The sequence below is a fragment of the Mycobacterium hainanense genome (genome assembly GCF_041890355.1).
Classification (GTDB): domain Bacteria; phylum Actinomycetota; class Actinomycetes; order Mycobacteriales; family Mycobacteriaceae; genus Mycobacterium; species Mycobacterium hainanense.
Window position 1 is genome coordinate 3,435,377 of the sequence record NZ_CP169059.1, and the last position, 18,776, is coordinate 3,454,152.

The 18,776-nt window shown below is 63.2% G+C and carries 14 protein-coding genes; 10 read left to right on the forward strand and 4 right to left on the reverse strand.

Translation table 11 applies throughout. From position 1 onward, the window contains the following. Positions 1–278 precede the first annotated feature (278 nt). A complete protein-coding gene (locus tag ACEL92_RS15775) occupies positions 279–1,151 on the reverse strand; it encodes a glycosyltransferase family 2 protein (RefSeq protein WP_374021672.1) in 873 nt (290 codons plus the stop codon). Between the two features lie 289 nt (positions 1,152–1,440). Here ACEL92_RS15775 and ACEL92_RS15780 point away from each other — a divergent pair, with 289 nt between their 5' ends. Together ACEL92_RS15780 and ACEL92_RS15785 are read left to right on the forward strand one after the other, a co-directional pair. Then, positions 1,441–2,793: a UDP-glucose/GDP-mannose dehydrogenase family protein gene (locus tag ACEL92_RS15780; RefSeq protein ID WP_374021673.1), complete on the forward strand. Its 1,353-nt coding sequence runs from the start codon at positions 1,441–1,443 to the stop codon at positions 2,791–2,793. A gap of 65 nt (positions 2,794–2,858) precedes the next feature. Beyond that, positions 2,859–3,884: a methyltransferase type 11 gene (locus ACEL92_RS15785; RefSeq protein WP_374021674.1), complete on the forward strand. Its 1,026-nt coding sequence runs from the start codon at positions 2,859–2,861 to the stop codon at positions 3,882–3,884. A gap of 15 nt (positions 3,885–3,899) precedes the next feature. On the opposite strand, the gene ACEL92_RS15790 is transcribed toward ACEL92_RS15785, so the two are convergent. Continuing rightward, complete coding sequence (locus ACEL92_RS15790) at positions 3,900–4,553, reverse strand: hypothetical protein (RefSeq protein WP_374021675.1); 654 nt, start codon at positions 4,551–4,553, stop codon at positions 3,900–3,902. Positions 4,554–4,855: 302 nt separating this feature from the next. Between ACEL92_RS15790 and ACEL92_RS15795 the strand changes: the two genes are divergently transcribed. The 7 genes from ACEL92_RS15795 (at position 4,856) to ACEL92_RS15825 (ending at position 14,540) form a co-directional block, all read left to right on the forward strand. Further along, a complete protein-coding gene (locus ACEL92_RS15795) occupies positions 4,856–6,139 on the forward strand; it encodes a glycosyltransferase (RefSeq protein ID WP_374021676.1) in 1,284 nt (427 codons plus the stop codon). A 466-nt stretch (positions 6,140–6,605) separates the two neighbouring features. Then, positions 6,606–7,847: a methyltransferase domain-containing protein gene (locus ACEL92_RS15800; RefSeq protein ID WP_374021677.1), complete on the forward strand. Its 1,242-nt coding sequence runs from the start codon at positions 6,606–6,608 to the stop codon at positions 7,845–7,847. 153 nt (positions 7,848–8,000) lie between these two features. Then, positions 8,001–9,119, forward strand: a complete 1,119-nt coding sequence (locus ACEL92_RS15805; RefSeq protein ID WP_374026236.1) for an NAD-dependent epimerase/dehydratase family protein — start codon at positions 8,001–8,003, stop codon at positions 9,117–9,119. A 181-nt stretch (positions 9,120–9,300) separates the two neighbouring features. After that, the gene (locus tag ACEL92_RS15810; protein WP_374021678.1) at positions 9,301–10,134 is read left to right on the forward strand and encodes a TylF/MycF/NovP-related O-methyltransferase; all 834 of its coding nucleotides are present in this window, start codon (positions 9,301–9,303) and stop codon (positions 10,132–10,134) included. A 144-nt stretch (positions 10,135–10,278) separates the two neighbouring features. Next, the gene (locus ACEL92_RS15815) at positions 10,279–11,547 is read left to right on the forward strand and encodes a glycosyltransferase (protein WP_374021679.1); all 1,269 of its coding nucleotides are present in this window, start codon (positions 10,279–10,281) and stop codon (positions 11,545–11,547) included. A 122-nt stretch (positions 11,548–11,669) separates the two neighbouring features. After that, positions 11,670–12,674: a class I SAM-dependent methyltransferase gene (locus ACEL92_RS15820; RefSeq protein WP_374021680.1), complete on the forward strand. Its 1,005-nt coding sequence runs from the start codon at positions 11,670–11,672 to the stop codon at positions 12,672–12,674. A 408-nt stretch (positions 12,675–13,082) separates the two neighbouring features. After that, positions 13,083–14,540, forward strand: a complete 1,458-nt coding sequence (locus ACEL92_RS15825; RefSeq protein WP_374026237.1) for a GMC oxidoreductase — start codon at positions 13,083–13,085, stop codon at positions 14,538–14,540. Positions 14,541–14,573: 33 nt separating this feature from the next. On the opposite strand, the gene ACEL92_RS15830 is transcribed toward ACEL92_RS15825, so the two are convergent. After that, positions 14,574–15,581: a Gfo/Idh/MocA family protein gene (locus tag ACEL92_RS15830; RefSeq protein ID WP_374026238.1), complete on the reverse strand. Its 1,008-nt coding sequence runs from the start codon at positions 15,579–15,581 to the stop codon at positions 14,574–14,576. Between the two features lie 234 nt (positions 15,582–15,815). Between ACEL92_RS15830 and ACEL92_RS15835 the strand changes: the two genes are divergently transcribed. Next, entirely contained in the window at positions 15,816–16,925 is a 1,110-nt protein-coding gene (locus ACEL92_RS15835; protein ID WP_374021681.1) for an acyltransferase family protein, read from the forward strand. 64 nt (positions 16,926–16,989) lie between these two features. On the opposite strand, the gene ACEL92_RS15840 is transcribed toward ACEL92_RS15835, so the two are convergent. Next, the gene (locus ACEL92_RS15840; RefSeq protein WP_374021682.1) at positions 16,990–18,264 is read right to left on the reverse strand and encodes a glycosyltransferase; all 1,275 of its coding nucleotides are present in this window, start codon (positions 18,262–18,264) and stop codon (positions 16,990–16,992) included. Positions 18,265–18,776: the final 512 nt, after the last annotated feature.

The following is an 18,776-nucleotide window of genomic DNA, read 5'->3' on the forward strand; positions in this document are numbered from 1 at the left end:
TTCCGGCTCTCATGGGTGCATGCAGCTCACCGTAGGTCCGGCATCGCATCATCTGGCGGTTCACTCCTCGTGGTACTGCAGGGCGGGTGCCGTCGCGAGAGCCACGCTGCGCATGGCCGCAAAACCGCCTCGCTGCCGGGTTTCAACGTACAGGACACGCTCGCCCCACGACGGCATCTGGCTGACTTCCGGTAGCGATTCCACGCCGTGCGAGCCGGGCGCAACAAGCGGCTACTGGTCGCCAGTGAACCGGCGTCTTCGGACCGCCAACGCGCCGTTCACCCGGCTTGGGCGACGCTCGTCTCACTCTGCGTCGACGTCGACCCCGACCGCCTGCGGTTGGCCAACTTCCCGCGCAGCGCCTTGACAGCGTTGAAGGCGGCAAGATCCGCCCTGATGGCATATTCCTTCACGCGTAGGTAGGCCCACGACCTCCGCCGTCCCCCCAGTGGGTAATAGCCGTACATGTCCCACATGCGGCGAAGAGTTCGGTAGTGCTCACGAATGGGTTGTGTCGAACCGGGTCCAGTCATGTCGAAGTTGCAGACCACCCGGTCGATCGTGATCGGCGCTTGCAGCATCGCGGCCCGGTAGATGAAGAGTTGGTCCGCTTCGAGTCCGAAATCGAGGTCGTAGCCCCCTAACTTCTCCACCAGCGCCGCCCCGAAAAAAGTCGCTTGGTGCGCAACGGTCGCTCCCAACAGGAACTTCCGTATTTTGAAGGGCATATAGCCATACGGGCGGGGGAAGAGAACGCTGCCGTCGGGGCCAACCAGGTTATTTTTCCCGTAACCCCATACGTCACGCACCGATCCTTGCCGGGAGATCGCCTCGACGACCGAGGCCACCGCGTCCGGATCGGAAAAGCAATCCGTAGAGTGCATGAACCACAACAAGTCGCCGGAGGCGTGAGCGATGCCCTGGTTCATGGCGTCATATCTGCCGTTGTCGGGCTGAGACTGCCAGTATGCAAACCCAGGCTCACAGCCGGACAGATATTCGACGACCGCGTCGCCCGACCCACCGTCGATAATGATGTGCTCGATCTGGCCCCCATAACGCTGTGACCGCACACTTTCCACCGTGCGTCTCAGCCCGTCGAGGTCGTTGAACGAGATCGTTATCACCGAAACGGTCGGAGCAGATGCCACCGTTGTCGTCCTTCCCGCTGTTGACCGCTCTCGCTGATGTTTGGTCATCGTCGCACGGAACCTATGGTCGACCAACGCTACAACGCTCCTGGCTTGGCCGGAGGGCGATCGCCAAGCGTCGGCAATCCGGTTCCGTTACCGGTTGACAAGGCTGGCCGGGTCGGCCCTGCCCGCCATCGCGCGACAACCCAGCCCCGCTGGTACCACAGCTATTGCGGGCTACCCGCTCGCCGCCACGAGCGGACGCGACATACGAATCGGTGCGTGAACCGGGCGCGCGTGAGGCAATATGGGCGGCGATCAGTCAGGACGTAAAGGGGATGTCTTGAAAATTTCGGTTATCGGATCCGGCTACGTCGGCCTGGTCACCGGCGCCTGCCTGGCGGACAGCGGCAACGACGTCGTCTGCGTGGATATCGATCGAGCGAAGGTGGACCGGCTGCTGGCCGGCGAAGTGCCGATCTACGAGCCGGGGTTGGCGGAGCTGCTCGCGAGGAGCCGGGACAACGGGCTCATCGACTTCACGACCGACGCCCGACGTGGAATCGAGCACGGGGATGTCATCTTCATCGCCGTGCCGACACCGATGGGCGAAAACGGGGCAGCCGATCTCACCCATGTCTACTCCGCCGCCGACGCTATCGGATCACACATGGACCGATACAAAGTCATCGTCGACAAGTCCACCGTTCCCGTCGGCACCGCGGACGAGGTTCGAGCGATCATCAGCAAGAAAACCAAGCATGACTTCGACGTCGTCTCAAACCCCGAATTCTTGAAGCAGGGCAAGGCGATTGCCGACTTCATGCAGCCCGATCGCGTGGTGATTGGCACCGATTCCGAGCGCGCCCTCGAGATCATGCGCGAGCTCTACGAGCCGTTCCTGCGCACCTTCCACCCACTGATCGCCATCGACATCAGGAGCGCGGAGATGGCCAAGTATGCGGCGAACTGCTTCCTGGCGACCAAGATCTCGTTCATCAACGAAATGTCGAACTTGTGCGAAAAGGCCGGCGCCGATATCTCGGCGGTCCGGGAGGCTATCGGGGCGGATAAGCGTATCGGTTACGAATTCCTGTTCCCTGGAATAGGATACGGTGGTTCTTGCTTGCCGAAGGACGTTCGGGCACTGTTGCACACGGCCGACTGCGTGGGCTCTGACATGCACCTGCTGCGCGCCGTCGAGCATGTCAACAACGAGCAAAAGGCCGCCCTGGTGGCAAAAATCTTCACCCGATTCGGGGGCGAGTCACCGCAGAGGAACTTGCAAGGCTTGCGCATCGGGCTCTGGGGTCTCAGTTTCAAGCCGCAGACGGACGATGTGCGCGCCGCCCCTTCGCTGGTCATCGCGAAGAGGCTGGTGGAGTCCGGAGCGACAGTGCGGGTCTTCGACCCCGAGGCCACCGCGCAAGCCAAGGAGACGTTAGGAGATTCGGTCGAGTACGCCGGAAATATGTACGAGGCCGTCGAGGGCGCCGACGCGCTGCTCTTACTCACCGAATGGAAGCAATTTCAGCGGCCGTCGTGGCAACGCGTCAAGTCAGCGATGCGGGGCCATGTCATTTTCGATGGCCGCAACATCTACGAGCCCGAAAGCATGCGCGCCGAGGGTTTCGAATACTACGGCATGGGCCGCCATTAGTGGAAAGCGGCCGGGACGTGGCTTGACGGTTCCACAACGACTTCTATAGGGTCAGAACGCATTTCGTGGGCGACGTCTTCTCGGATAACTCATACATTCCGCCTCTCCTGAAAGTGGTCGCGAAGGATGGGACTGTGACAACGACACCACCGGTCATCCTCATGATTTTCAACCGGCCGGATACCACCCGACAGGTTTTCGAGACTATCCGCGCGGCGAAGCCGGAGAAGCTGCTGGTGATCGCCGACGGCCCTCGCTCGAACAAGCCTGGAGAAGCCGAGAAGTGCGCGGCGGCGCGCGCGATCATCGACGAAGTCGACTGGGACTGTGACGTCCAGAAGAATTTCTCCGAGACGAACATGGGCACCTGCCCTCGCGTCTCCTCGGGCATTACGTGGGCATTCGAGCTGGTCGAGAAAGCGATAATACTTGAGGACGACTGCGTCGCCTCTCCTTCATTTTTCCAATACTGCGAAGAACTCCTTGACCGCTATGAGGACGACGAGCGGGTCATGATGGTTTCCGGCGGGAATCATTTATTCGGCCACGCCGAGACGAGCGAAAGCTATTACTTCTCCAGATATCCCCATATTTGGGGATGGGCCACGTGGCGGCGGGCCTGGGCGCATTACGACGTCGAGATGACGCGCTGGCCGGAAATCAGAGATAGGAAATTGTTCGACCAGTACTTTCCGAAGCTGACCGAGCGTTACCACTGGGAGGGCATCTTCGAATACATCGTGTACCGGGGCAGAGTCGACACCTGGGCGTGGCGGTGGTTTTACAGCATATGGGCCAACTCGGGCCTATGCGCCACCCCGGGTCGCAACTTGGTGCGAAATGTCGGCTTCGACGCCGATGCGACGCATACTCACGCCAAATGGGACAGGATCTATGCGGCACTGGCGGCAGAAGAACTGGACCTGCCGCTAATTCACCCCGCGGCCGTCATAGCGAGCTCGGACCTGGACAAGCTCGAGGCGAAACTCAGGGCGACCTACCATTCGAAAGGCCTGCTGTGGGTGACCAACAAATTGCTGGAGTCCAGGGTGCTGGGCGCACGGGCGATCAGGGGTATCAAGAACCGCTGACAATCAAGGAGGCAGTTAGCCGCTTGCGGGGGTCTCGACGACGATCGAGTCCAAGCCGGCCCGAATGATTGCGTCAGGGAAAGCGGCTCGCGCGGCTGAGGTGATCGCGTCGAGCTGCGGAAAACCCGAAAGCCCAGAGCCGAAGAGTCGCAGATCGTCGATCACGATCGTCGTGCCCGCAGGTGTCACGTCCGCGAGCCGGGAGAGGGTGGATTCCGCGGGCTCCATCTCCTGACCTTCGGCGGTGCCCTCGCCGGAGAAGTGTCCGTCGAGAAACACCAGGGGTGGAGACGAACAGTTCGCGACGATCTTTGGTATCTCGACGAGCGAGTCGCCATGAACCAGAGTGACTTTGGGCTCGTGCGCGAACCGTCTCTGGGCCGCGGCAAAAAGGCCATCGTGCAACTCGACCGAGATCACCTGGTCCACATATGGCACGAAGAAAGCGGTGGTCTCCCCCTTATATGTGCCGGCCTCGACAAAGATGCGGTGCTGGCGCGACTGCAACGTGTGAAGCAGGTGTCGCTGTTTCGAGATCGCAGGCGGCGAGACAAGATGTTCACCGTTGAACCAGCCGTAAGCAGCCGCTAGGCGCGAGGGCTCGAGGGACTTCCTGTTCCGAACTGAGTTCAGCGCAATGCCGACCAGGCCGCGCGTGATCCTCGACATAACGCAGAACCCTAACGGGTCGCTCGTTGTGATTCCAGCAGAACGGCACAGTTCGTTTCGGGGCCGGCCACTCCATCTGACCGGGATCACCAAACACCGCGCAAGCATTGCAGCGCGAGGGCGCCGCGACGTGAGCGCCGCTGACCGAACGATGCGTACGGTTGGCGTCATAGAAGATAGGTTGAACCACAGCCAACACCCCACCGCGCCAACGCGAAACGGCAGCCCGCAGTCGAAGAACCAGGGACAATGACCGAGACCCCGCAAGCCGCTCACGCACTGCAACACGGCGAGGATTCGCGATGAGATTTGCCCTGGCCAGCTATGGAACTCGCGGCGATGTCGAGCCTTCCGTCGCCGTCGGGCGGGAGCTACTGCGCAGGGGGCATGAAGTCCAGATGGCCGTGCCACCTGAACTTGTGAGCTTCGCCGAATCGGCCGGGCTTGCGGCGGTGCCCTATGGGCCGCAGGTGCAGGACTTCTTGAACGAGGAGTTTCTTCGCAACATGTGGCGAGACTTCTTCCGCAGCGCCTGGACAATCCGCGGTCCGGTCAAGGTGGTCCGCAGGGTGTGGGAGCCCATCATCCGCTACTGGAATGACGTGAGCAGAACGCTCATGTCGGTGGCCGACGGAGCGGACCTGCTCTCCACCGGCTTGAATTTCGAGCAGGCCGCCGCCAACGTCGCGGAGTATTACGACATTCCGCTGGCCACGCTGCATCACTTTCCGATGCGCGCCAATGGCCAGCTGGTTCCCAGTGCCCCGGCGCCGGTGGTCCGCTCGACGATGACGGCGGTCGAATGGCTGTTCTGGCGCTCGACGAAGAAGACGGAGAACGCACAGCGCCGGGAATTGCAGCTGCCAAAGGCCAAGCGTCGCTCGCCGCGCCGGATCGCGCGACGTGGTTCGCTGGAAATCCAGGCTTACGACGAGGCGTGCTTCCCCGGCCTGGCGGCGGAGTGGGCGAAGTGGGGCGATAGACGGCCCTTTGTCGGTGCCTTGACGATGGCGCTGACGACCGATGCCGATGAGGATGTGGCCTCGTGGATCGCCGCGGGTCCACCGCCGATCTGCTTCGGCTCGGGCAGCATACCGGTCGAGTCGCCGACCGAGACGGTCGAAATGATCGCGAAGGCGTGCGCACAACTGGGCGAACGGGCCTTAATCTGTTTCGGCGGAACCGATTTCAGCGATGTCCCCCAGTTCGACCACGTCAAGGTCGTGGGCGTGGTCAACTACGCTTCGGTTTTTCCTGCCTGTCGCGCCGTTGTCCACCACGGTGGCTCGGGAACCACAGCGGCAAGCATGCGCGCCGGCGTCCCGACGTTGATCTTGTGGAGCTCGGCCGACCAGCCGTACTGGGGGAACCAAGTGAAACAACTCAAAGTGGGTACCGCCCGCCAGTTTTCACAAACCACCCCGGAGTCGCTGGTTGCGGACTTACGTCAGATCCTGGCCCCCGAGTACACGATTCGGGCCCGCGAGCTCGCCGCCCGGATGACCGAACCCGCCACCAGCGTCGCCAAAGCCGCCGACCTGCTGGAAGGTGCCGCTCGCCGGGACGTGAAGAGATCCAGCCCGTAAATGGGCGTCGGATGGTGACCCGCGCACTTTTATGAGGATTGCTGTTGCACCGCATGCCTGCGCCGCTAACACCTCGATGTTCTGATGTATTCATTGGCGACCACAACTGATTGCGCATTTCGGCCGCTGACCGCAATTTGCATCCATAACGCGCGGCCGTCGGGCCGTTCTAATGGAAGCCACCGGCGACCACGGGACACCATCAAATTGCGGCCTTCTCGGCGTGCGCATTTCCGGTCGGGATGGCCGGCGCCGCGGGGTTGCCGCTGGTCATGGCGTCGCCCACCTGCGGTAGCGCCCAACGACCGGCCGCGCGTCGCCGGACCTGCGCAGACGCGTCGGATCGGCTTGCCAGCTGCTGAAAGCCACCTACGCCGGCACTCTGGAACGAATTAATGTTCGAGAAACTCAGGAGCCTATTGACGACGTCCGTTCCGGTCTATGCTCATCACACGGCGGTCGCGATGTGAGACAGGGGGCAGTATTGTCCGAGCACAGTTGCCGAGTATGCGGCGGTGATCTTCGGCAGGTCCTTGACCTCGGGCGTCAGCCTGTCTCAAATGCCTTCGTCAAGGCCGAAGAGAGCGCCAAAGTGCCGTTCTTCCAACTCGCGGTAGGACTCTGCACGTCGTGCACAATGGTGCAACAGCTCGACGAGGTGCCACCGAACGAAATGTATCGCGCCGACTATCCATATCGCGCGTCCGGATCCGCGCTCATCCGCAGACACGGCGAGGAAGTGGCCCGGCACATCATGCGAGCCTGTCCCGGAAAAGGTGACAAGTTTGTCGTCGAGATCGGCAGCAACGACGGGGTAATGCTGAAGACCCTGAGCGAAGCCGGAATACGGCACTTGGGGGTGGACCCGGCCGCCGGGGCCGGCGAGGTGGCCCGGGCACAAGGCATCAACGTGCGCACCGATTTCTTCAACGCGCCAACGGCCGGCGAGATTCGCGAAGAGCACGGACCCGCCCACCTGATCTATTCGGCGAACACGATCAGCCACATCTCCTACCTGGACTCGATCTTCCAGGGTGCCGACACCCTGCTTTCCCCGGACGGCCTATTCGTATTCGAGGATCGGTATCTCGGCGACATCCTGAAGCAGGTCTACTTCGACCAGATCTACGACGAGCACATCTACCTCTTCTCGGTCCGCTCGGTGCAGGCGACTGCCGCCCGGTTCGGCTTTGAACTCGTCGACGTCGAACACCTCCCGCTGCACGGTGGTTCGATCCGTTACACCGTCGCTCGGCGGGGCACTTCGGAGCCGACCGCCACCGTCGCGGAATTCCTGGCACGGGAAAAAGCCGAAGGGATCGCCGAGGAAGAGACTTTCGTTCGGTTCGCGGCCAACGTCGATCGCATCCGCGCGGACCTCGTCAAACTCCTGCGCGACTTGCGTTCTGACGGCCGACGTGTCGTCGGATACGGGGCCACCTCACGGAGCGCGACGGTGATGAACTACTGCCACATCGGCCCGGATCTTCTTCCTATGGTGTGTGATTCGACCCCCGAGAAGCAGGGGCGTCTCACGCCCGGCTCCCAAATTCCGGTGTGCCCGCCGGAGGTCTTCTCTCACCCCTATCCCGACTACGCGCTGCTGTTTGCGTGGAACCACGCCGACGAGATCATGGCCAAGGAACGCGGCTTCCAAGAGCACGGTGGACGGTGGATCCTCTACGCGCCGGACGTTCACCTGGTCTGACACGCCCCCGGCGACAGGGTTATGGAGCTATCTCCTTCAACTCGGCTGACGGTGGATCGTTCACCGATATGATCAACCGCGGGCCGCACCCGCAAACGCGTCTCGGTTGGATTGTCTGCGCTCGAACGGGAGGATCGGCTCTTGTCAACATCCGTGCTCATCACCGGTGGAGCAGGATTCATTGGGTGCAGGCTGTCACGCCGACTCATCGAAGCCGGGCACAACGTCGCTGTCATGGATGTGCTGCTGCCTCAGGTCCACGGTCAACGCCCGACGATTGACCTACCGCCATCCGTGCGGTTCTTCACCGGCGACGTCACCCACGCCCCGGACTGGGATGCCGTGCTGCGGCTTTTTCGCCCCACACAGGTCGTCCATCTGGCAGCGGAGACGGGAACAGCGCAGTCGCTATCAGAGGCGACGCGGCACGGCGCCGTCAACGTGGTGGGCACCACCCAGCTTCTCGACGCCCTGACGCGCGCGGGCATCGTGCCCGAGCAGCTGGTGGTGGCGTCGTCCAGGGCCGTCTACGGCGAGGGCGCCTGGCGCGCCGGAACACAGATCTTCTATCCCGGGCCTCGCAGCCACGCGCAGCTGGCCGCGGGTAACTGGGATCCGCAAGGACCCACCGGCGAGCGCGCCGAACCCCTGCCGAGCTGCGCGGAGCGCACGGAGCCTCGCCCCACCAACATCTACGGCGCGACCAAGCTCGCCCAGGAACACTTGCTGGCCGCCTGGGCGGCCGCGCACGACACCAACCTCAGCGTGCTGCGTTTACAGAACGCCTACGGACCCGGTCAGTCGCTCACCAATCCCTACACCGGAGTGGTTCCGTTCTTCGCACGCCTGTCGCGCCAACAGCAACCGTCCGAGGTCTACGAGGATGGGCGGATCCTCCGCGATCTCGTCTACATCGACGACGTCATTGACGCGGTGTTCGCGACGGTGCAGCAACCTGCCCACGGGTCACGCTGCCTCGACATCGGGTCGGGCGTCGCGACCAGCATTCATGAGCTTGCGCGGAAGATCGCCGCCGTCTTCGACGCCCCCGAACCGATCGTCGTACCGAAATTTCGCGACGGTGACATCCGCGCCGCCAGCTGCGATATCGCGCCGGCGAAGAAGGAGCTCAACTGGCAACCCAAGTGGGCGCTCGACGAGGGACTGGGTGCGCTACTGCGATGGATCGATGAGCAGAGCGATATACCGCCCGCGCAAAGCGATTACGCGAGCGCATCGGGTCGACCCGCCGAACCCGCTGGGCGCCAATAACACCGCCTCCCACCAGCGCGCGCGACTTGCCTCCGCATCAGCACCGGCGTGTGAGTGTGGATAATCTAGCTCTGGCAACCTGATTCTAGAAAAATCCAAACGCGCAATGGGGCGTGGATTGGGCGTCTAGGCTCACCACCGGCAGTACTGGCATCCGAGAAACAGGGGGACGGTTTTGACCGTGACCGAAAGCGACGTCCGATCTCTCTATCTGGACCAGATCCGGCGCGATCTGACCAGGTACGGCATGGACCAGCTAGTGCCCGTGGGGTGGCCGCTGCAAATGCGTGCCAGCGTCGGGTGGCTGACGTGGCTTCCCTTCCTCAAGAACCGCAACCTGATGCTGGTCCGCAAACGCCCGTTCGACAAGCACGCACGCGACTTCGGCATGGATTGGCCGGCCGACGCGGAAACGATGATCGGGATGCAGCGACTCACAAGTCTGCAGCACTGCGTCGAGACGGTGCTGAACGAGGACATCCCCGGTGATCTAGTCGAATGTGGCGTGTGGCGGGGCGGGGCCTCTATCTTGATGCGCGCGGTGCTGGCCGCATACGGCGATAAGACCCGACACGTGTGGCTCGCCGATTCGTTCGAGGGCGTCCCGCCCCCGGACACCGCCAATTACAAAGAGGACAAGCTGCCCCGGTTTGCGCTGGGCCTGCACCACGCTGCGCCGGTCCTGGCGGTGTCCGAAGCGGAGGTCAGAGCGAACTTCGAGCGCTACGGGCTGCTGGACGATCAGGTCCGCTTCCTTCCGGGCTGGTTCAAGGACACGCTGCACAAGGCTCCGATTGACCAAATCTCGGTATTGCGGCTCGACGGCGATCTCTACGAGTCGACAATCCAAGCGCTCGATGCGCTGTACCCGAAGTTGTCACCGGGGGGCTTTTGCATCATCGATGACTACAACCTCGAGGGATGCCGCAAAGCTGTCGCCGACTATCGTTCCCGGCACAACATCGCCGCGGAGATCGTCACGATCGATCAATGCGGGGTCCTGTGGCGAAAGTAGTGACAACCCGCACGACGTTTCTCAACGCCGGCGACTTTGCTGTCATCGGCGCCGGTATACCGACGCGGTAGATGTGACGTCGAGACAATTTCCTTCCATTCGATCACCACGCCATAACGCCCGACTCGAAGGCTAGAACCTTAGATGAAGTTTGTGCTGGCAAGTTATGGAACGAGAGGCGATGTCGAGCCTTCCCTCGTAGTCGGCCGTGAACTGATGCGCCGGGGGCACGAGGTGCACATGGCGGTGCCGCCCGATCTGGTCGGCTTCACCGAGGCCGCGGGCCTCCCCACGGTCGCCTTCGGCTTGAACACGCAGACGTGGGTCGACGTGTACCGCAACTTCTGGACATCCTTCTTCGGGGGTTTCTGGAAGCTGCGGGAGATGAGGGAATTGTGGCGCGAGATGTGGGACCTCAGTGACCAGTGCTGGACACAGATGAGCAAGACGTTGACGTCGCTCGCCGAGGGGGCAGACCTTCTGCTCACGGGCCAGAGTTACCAGGAGGCCGTCGTCAACGTGGCCGAGCATCTGGGCGTCCCGTTGGCCACGTTGCACCACGTTCCGGTGCGTGCCAACGGCCGGCTCGTTCCGCTTCTCCCCCCTCCCCTCGCACGCGCGTCGATGACGGCGTTCGACTGGTTCGGTTGGCGCCTCAACAAAAAGGTTGAGGACGCACAGCGCCGCGAACTCGGGCTGCCGAAGGTCAGAGGCGCATCGGCGCGGCGCATCGCCGCGAATGGATCGCTCGAGATACAGGCCTACGACGAGGTCTGCTTCCCCGGGCTGGCGGCGGAATGGCGAAAGTGGAACGGTCAGCGGCCCTTCGTCGGTGCGTTGACGATGGCTCTGACCACGGAGGCCGATAGCGAGGTCGCGTCGTGGATCGCGGCCGGAACCCCGCCGATCTGTTTCGGGTTCGGCAGCATGCCGGTGGAATCGCCAGCGGACGCGATCACGATGATCAGCGCCGCCTGCGCCGAGCTCGGCGAGCGCGCGTTGATTTGCGCTGGTTGGAGCGATTTCAGCGACGTCTCCCACGCCGACCACGTCAAGGTGGTGGGCGGCGTGAACTATGCGGCCGTCTTCCCCGCCTGCCGGGCGGTCGTGCACCACGGCGGTTCGGGCACCACAGCCGCAAGCATGCGCGCCGGGGTGCCCACCTTGATCCTCTCGATGGACGTCAACCAGACGTTGTGGGGCGCGCGGGTGAAGCGATTGGGGGTGGGCACCACCCGCCGCTTCTCGAAGACCACCCGCCAATCCTTGGTCAAGGACCTGCGGCGAATACTCGGCCCCGAATATGCCGCCCGAGCCCGCGAGCTGGCCACCCGGATGACCGCACCCGCCGAAAGCGTCCAGAAGGCCGCCGACTTGGTGGAGAGCTTCGCCCGGTCAAGGCAACCGGCTTGATGGCGGTGCGCGTGACCACCGTTTTGGCTGCCACGTGCGCCGGACGGCGCCTGCGGTGGGGCCCGCTGGGCCGAGCCAAACTGCCCCGCCCCCTGAGCGGCTGCTGTTAGGATCCAACGACCGTGCTCTACGAGCTCGCCGAACCTTCCGGGGGAGGTCAGCGGCCCGTTTCGAGCCCCGAGACAAGACCGCGCCAGCCTTCCAGCAACAAGACCAAGGGAAACATGACCAGCCAGACGACCAGACCGAAGTTTCGTTGGACCGCGCGAACCCTGACATTCCTGTTTTTCTGGTGGATCGGGGGAATGCGCGCGGGTGTGATCTGGCACTATCTCACGGACGTCGTGCACTACCGCCTGGTAACGCGGGGCGTTCTCTCCCGCAAGGCCAAACACCTGGCCGAAGTTCGCGCGGAGTTTGAGGAGCAGGCGGCCAACGGCCAATTCCAAGAGCGGTGGTTCGACATGAACATCGTGCACTGGGCCGTCACCTTCCCGAAAGTCTTCAAGCGTGCCGACCCCATACGCATCCTCGAAATCGGGTCCTGGGAAGGGCGTTCGACGCTGTTTTTCCTGACGTACTTCCCGCACGGGCACATGACCGCCGTGGACACCTGGGCGGGCAGCGACGAATGGCACTACCACGCCACGTCGGACCTGCGCGACCTCGAGGCACGCTTCGATCACAACGTATCCTCGGCCGCGGGTCGGGTAATAAAGCGGAAGGGGTCATCGCTGGCCGTTTTGCCGCAGCTCATCGACGAAAAGCAGGAATTCGATCTGATCTACGTCGATGGGTCGCACTTCGCCGACGATGCAATAGTGGATTCACTCAACTCGTGGCGCCTGCTGAAGCAGGGCGGGATGATGATTTTCGACGATGTTATGTGGCCGGCCTATCCGCGACCACGGGCAAACACCGCGTGGGCCATCCACCAGTTCCTGAAGTACCACGCCGGAGAATACCGAGTTCTGCACGCCCAGTATCAGATCATCCTGCAGAAGAAGACGGCGTTCGATGATCGCCTCGCGCACTGGACGAATCACCCCACCGCCGCTGTGGCGGTCACGCACTCGGCCACTAATTCCCACCAAGCGGAGCACGCGCATCAGCACTCGGTTGGCTAGGTAAGGCGCACCTCGCGCAACCACGAGCGCCGATGTGCCTGTGGGCGAAAGAGATTGGCCCAGCGATGGGTCGTCGGTGCGGTTCGCCCGCACGGTCGCCCCATGGACGCGGGTGCGTTGGGGCCTGATCAGGCAAACGGCCGTCTGTCCGCGGCGGGGATGATACTGTCGTGATTCGCCCACCTGGGGGCAAAGTTTGGGCAATCATGCACTGAGGACGAGATTTTGGCCGACGGCGAGTTAGACGCGCGCGAGGCGGAACGCGTCGAGTGGGACGCGATCATCGTTGGAACCGGCATGGGCGGCGGTACCCTGGGCTACTCGCTGGCCCGTGCGGGTCGAAAGGTGCTATTCGTCGAGAAGGGTCGTTCGACCCTTCCGGGAGCGTCCGGGACGGTGCGCTCATCGATGCCCGAAGTGTCCCATCCACGGGCATGCCGCTCCGCGGAAACCTACTTCGACGTGTTGACCAGGTCCGGACGCTCGACCGATGAGATCGAAGACATCAGCGGACGCTCCCCGCAACGATTCGTCCCCTTCTTGGGTGCCGGTACGGGCGGCTCGTCGGCGCTCTACGGCATGGTGTGTGAGCGGTTTTTCGCTCAGGATTTCACCCCTCGGCAGCACTTCCGAAACCCTCGCGATTCGACCGTGCCCGAGGCCTGGCCGATCACGTACGACGAGATGCGCCCGTGGTACTCGGCGGCCGAAAGGCTGTTCGGGGTTCGGGGCCAGCCCGATCCCCTCCGGCCGGGCGCCGCCGACCCTGATCTGCCTGCGGCGCCGCCATTTTCGGTGGACAACCAGCCGCTTGTCGATTACCTGAGGGGCCGCGGCTTGCACCCGTATCACCTACCGATGGCCTGCGACTACACCACCGGGTGCACGACCTGCCAAAGCTATCTGTGCCACCAGTCATGCAAGAACGACACCGCACGCAACTGCGTCTTGCCGGCGGTCGCCGAGTTCGGCGCGAAGCTCCTGCCGGAATGTCGGGTCATTAATCTCGACGCGGACCGCAAGCGAGTCCGGCAAGTGATCTGCGAACATCGCTCCGGGACGGTCTCTTTGAAGGCCAAACTGGTGGTGCTTGCCGCCGGCGCGCTGGTCACCCCGGTGCTGTTACTCAATTCCCGTTCCGCCGACTGGCCGCGTGGGCTGGCCAACGGCTCGGATTGGGTGGGCCGCAACCTGATGCGTCACCTTGTCGACTTGGTCGAGATCTGGCCGCAACGCGGTTCCAGGACCACCGCCGCCAACAAGGAGATCGGGCTGAACGACTTCTATTTCTGGGAGGGACAGAAGTACGGCACCGTGCAATCTTTCGGTTCCATGGCGCCCATGGAGATTCTGACCAGTGCCCCCGGATGGCGGCCAGCGGCACTTCGGCTGATGAAACCGGCAGTGCGTCAAGTCTATGAGCGGTTTTTCAACGGCGGGTTGGTCCTCGCAACGATCATGGAGGACCTCCCGTATCTGGACAACCGCGTGGTGCCCCACGACGGGCCGAGCGCCGACGGTCGTCAGCGGCTGAAGCTCCAGTACCGCCTTCACGACAACGAACTCGAGCGCCGCACAATCTTTTTGGAGCAGTTGCAAGGGGTTCTGGAACCCTTCCGCAAGATCACCCTGCGAGGCGCCGAGGACAACAAAGCCGTGGCCCACGTTTGCGGCACATGCCGCTTCGGCGACGATCCCAAGACGAGCGTGCTGGACCCGTACAACCGGGCGCACGAGGTCGAAAACCTCTACGTGGTCGACAGCTCGTTCTTTCCCAGCAGCGCCGGCCTGAATCCCAGCCTGACCATCGCCGCCAATGCCTTGCGGGTGGCCGAACACCTGAATCAGGCGCACTTCGCCAGCTGAGCTTGCCGGCTCCACCCGGATGGGCCGTTCAGCTCAGGCGGGCTCGCGAAGCGGGAGGCCGGCAGCGCGATAGATGGCGTCGATGACGCTCATGTTCTCGACCGCGCCTTGCGGTGTCGTCTTGATGGGCTCCCCGCGCAGCACCGCCGCGGCGAACGCGTCGAGTTGATACGCATAGGAGGGGCGGCGCGAGAAGCGCTCCACTCGTTTGCCCTCGGCTGATTTGACCGTGAGCCGATGGAAGGCTTGCGGCATCACGGGATTGAGCACGCGCGCTTCCCCGCGATCGCCGACAACCTTGGCGCTCAATTGGAACAGATCCCACGACCACATCGAGCAACGGATCCGCCCCTCAATCCCGTTCGCAAAGCGAAGCCGGGCGGTCATGGCACGGTCCACCTGCGCATCGCGCAGTTTCGCCTGTGCCGAAACAACTTCGGGGGTCCCACCGCCAAACGTGCGGATAATGTCGACCGCATAGCATCCGGCGTCCATCGTCGCGCCACCGGCAAGGGAGTAGTTGTAGCGGATATCGGAAAACTTCGGCAATGGGAAGCAGATGGCCGCCTCCACCCGCTTCAGCTGTCCCAGTTCCCCGGAGGCGATGATCTCCTCGACGCGCAGTGTCAACGGATGGTAGCGATAGTGGAAGGCCTCCATCACGACCCGGTCCGATCCAGCGGCCAGTCCCGCGACTTCGCGGGCCTCGGCGGCGTTGGCGCTGAACGGTTTTTCGCACAGCACATGCTTGCCCGCGGCAATTGCAGCTCGGGTCCACCTGCCGTGCAACCCATTTGGGAGTGGGTTGTAGACGGCGTCCACCTCCGGGTCGGCGACGAGTGCCTCATAACTGTCGTGCACTCGAGAAATGCCGTGTTCCGCGGCGAAGGCTTGGGCGCGAGATGCCTCTCGAGCCGCCACCGCCGTGACCACCACCTGGTCGTTTTCGCGTGCCGGATTGATGAGCGCCAGCGGTGCGATGCGGGCTGCGCCGAGGACCCCGATCCGCACCCGTGCACCTTGTTCAGACACGACCCGGATGCTAGCACCCCCGTTCTTACCGGGAGCGTTAAATGTCGCTGAGGCGGCCCCGTTACGGGGCATCACCCAACCGCAGGGCGCGTCAAATCCCCGCTTCGCCAGTTAACCCGCCGCTGCAGCGTCGCTGCTCCGTCCCGACCGACTCGCCAAGGGCGCTCAAAGCCACGGTGATCAACACCGCCGCGATATACGATGGCGCCGACAACGCGCACGGGGGACGATGGACGGAGTCACATGAAGCTGGGGCAAGTGTTCAGCCCGCGAAATAATGCGCTGAACGCGTTCCGGCTGGCCCTGGCAACTGAAGTGATGCTGTTCCACTCGTGGCCCATTACCGGCCACATGCCGCCGGCCGCGGCCAACAAGCTTCTTTTCGCCGTGGGTGTCGACGGGTTTTTCGCGATCTCAGGGTTTCTCATCTCCCGAAGCTGGCTGAACGACCCTCGACTTCGTGACTACCTCTTGGCTCGGGCTCTACGCATTCTGCCCGGCTTCTACGTCTGCCTGATCGTCACCGCATATCTGTTCGCACCACTGAGCGTGGCGATTCAGGGCGGTTCGCCCGGACGGTTGCTGGCCTCGCGCGCCCCGGTCGATTACGTGCTGCAAAACGCCGCCTTGGCCTACCTGCACCCGAATGTCGGCGCGACACCGCACGGGACGCCGGGCGGAGCAAATTGGAACGCCTCGCTGTGGTCCCTCATCTGGGAAGTGATGTGCTACTTGGCGGTTGCGGTCATCGGCGTCGTTGGACTCGCCAACCGCAGGTGGGTTTCGCCGGCGCTGCTGGCACTCGCCGTGGTCGGGGCGATGTTGTTGCCGCCGTTGACCTTTCCCGGCGTGTGGACCATCCCGCAGCTCCTTTGCCGCTCCGCCATCATGTTCGCCTCCGGAGCACTCCTGTACCAATGGCGAGACGTGATCCCCGCTCGCTGGTCGCTCGTGGCGGTCTGCGTGGTCATCGTCCTGGCGTCCAGCCAGCTGCCGGATTATCGGGTGGTGGCCGGGCTTCCGCTGGCCTACGCCGTCGTCGTTTCTGGGGCCCTGCTTCAGCACAAACGATTGCAACTACGCACCGACTTGTCCTACGGCATGTACATCTATGCGTTCCCGATGCAGCAGTTGCTGGCAGTGTGCGGCCTTGCGCGGCTGCATCCGGTGGTGTTTTTCGTCGTCGCCATGGCGGCCACCCTTCCGGTGGCGGCGTTGAGTTGGTTCCTGGTGGAAAAGCGCGCGCTATCGCTGAAATCTCGCTTCAAGCGGACGAGCACCGCCGCCCCGACCGGTCGGCCCGTCCAGGTCGAGGTCAGGTCGGACAACGGGAGAGACGCGCCCAGCGGATAACCGCATCCCGTGGAGCGGGCCGGTGACCGGTGCCCAGCAAATCCGGGTAGACCGCCGTCACCGGTCAGACCAGACGCCTTGCGCTGGCGAACTTTTCGAGCACATCAACGGCTCTGGCAACGCTTTCAGCCGGGTCTGTCATCCGCGCCGCGAGGTCACGGGCTCTTACCGCATAGTCGGGTTCGAGGATCTGACGCAAGTCGGTGACCAACGTCTCGCTGGTCGTGCTCGAAAAGCGCCGAGTGGTACCGACTTTCAGCCTCTTGAGCTGGGCCCCCCAATGCGGTTGGTCACCGGCCGTCCAAAGGATCATCGACGGAACGCCGGCACGCAGAGCCGCAGCCGTGGTGCCCGAACCACCGTGGTGGACGACCGCGCGGCACCTAGGGAAAGTTGCCGCATAATTCACCGCGCTGACCACCTTCACGTGCTCGAGATCGGGCACGTCACTGAAATCGGCCCACCCGGCGCAAACCAATGCCCGCTCGCCCAGCTCCGCGCAGGCGGCGCCGATCATCTTCAGGGTGTCGGCCGGGGAAGCGGCGACCGGCATACTGCCGAAACCGAAGCAGATCGGCGGTGTTCCCGCGGCTATCCACGACGCCACCTCTTCGTCGGCATCCGTGGTCAACCCCATCGTCAGCGCCCCGACGAAAGGGCGTCGGTCACCCCATTTTTGCCATTCATCGGCCAGGCCCGGGAAGCAGACTTCGTCGTAAGCCTGAATCTCCAACGCGGTGCGTTCGATTCGACGCGGCGAGGGAGACGTCGCCTTGGGTAGACCGAGTTCGCGGCGCTGCGCGTCCTCCGCATTCTTGCTCATGCGCCAACAGAACCAGTCGTAGACGGTCAACCCGGTACGGACCAGTGGCGCCGGCACAACGGGATACAGCTGGCCGTTGGGGCGTATCGGAAAGTAATGCAGCGTGGCGAACGGAATGTCGTAAGCCTCGGCGATGCTTGCGGCAAGTTCCTGGTAGACGAGTCCGCTGAACAGCACGTCGGCGCCGGCGGCGAGCGATGCCAGCGTGCGGCTCATTTCTGCCCAGTGCGTGAGGCAGGGCTGCCAGAGTTCACGCAACAACCTGATGGGCTCTTTGATCGTCCAGAAGCTGCGGCGGAAATTCGTCCAGAAGTCACGGAGGAAGTCATCGGTCAGGAAGTCATGCATATCCGGGCCGTAGGCGGCTGCCGGAAGCCCCGCCGCCTCGGCGAAGCCGGTGAGGTTGCACGGGACGGCCATGAGAACGTCGTGTCCCCTGCGCTGCAATTCTCGGCCCATGGCCACGGTCGGTTCGACGTCGCCCCGAGTTCCATAGCTTGCCAGCACGAATTTCACGACGGATCATAGCCTTTCAGTCCTGTGGGGCCCGAGGCATTGATAATTGTCTCCGATCCTTCGGCGATGCGGCAACTCATCTCGTTTCGATACGCCATCGCAATCGGACGGAGTCCGGCGAACACCTCCATGACGGTCTTCGTTGTGCGCGAGATCGCATACCTTCATTGGCAGCCTCAATAACCGATGCGACGTTTGAAGTGTGTGCGTCGCGGGTCAAGACCTAACTCCCCCTTTACCGCATGCCAGTACCGCCGCGTGTGAGTCTAGATGCCCGTCGACCCAGCCACCCCCATTTTCGGCGTTTCCCGCCAGACGGTGCGACGGTTGGTCATTCGGCGTCGTGTAGCCAGCCGAGAGGCTTCCGGCGAGCCGGTTGATGACCCACGGGCGACTACTACCCCGCCACCCATCAATGAACCCGCAATCCACAAACTTGTGATGGGCATCACGTCAAGAGCAGAGGCGCGTCGGCCCCAGCTACTCACCGCTCCGCCGGCCGGCCGTAGATG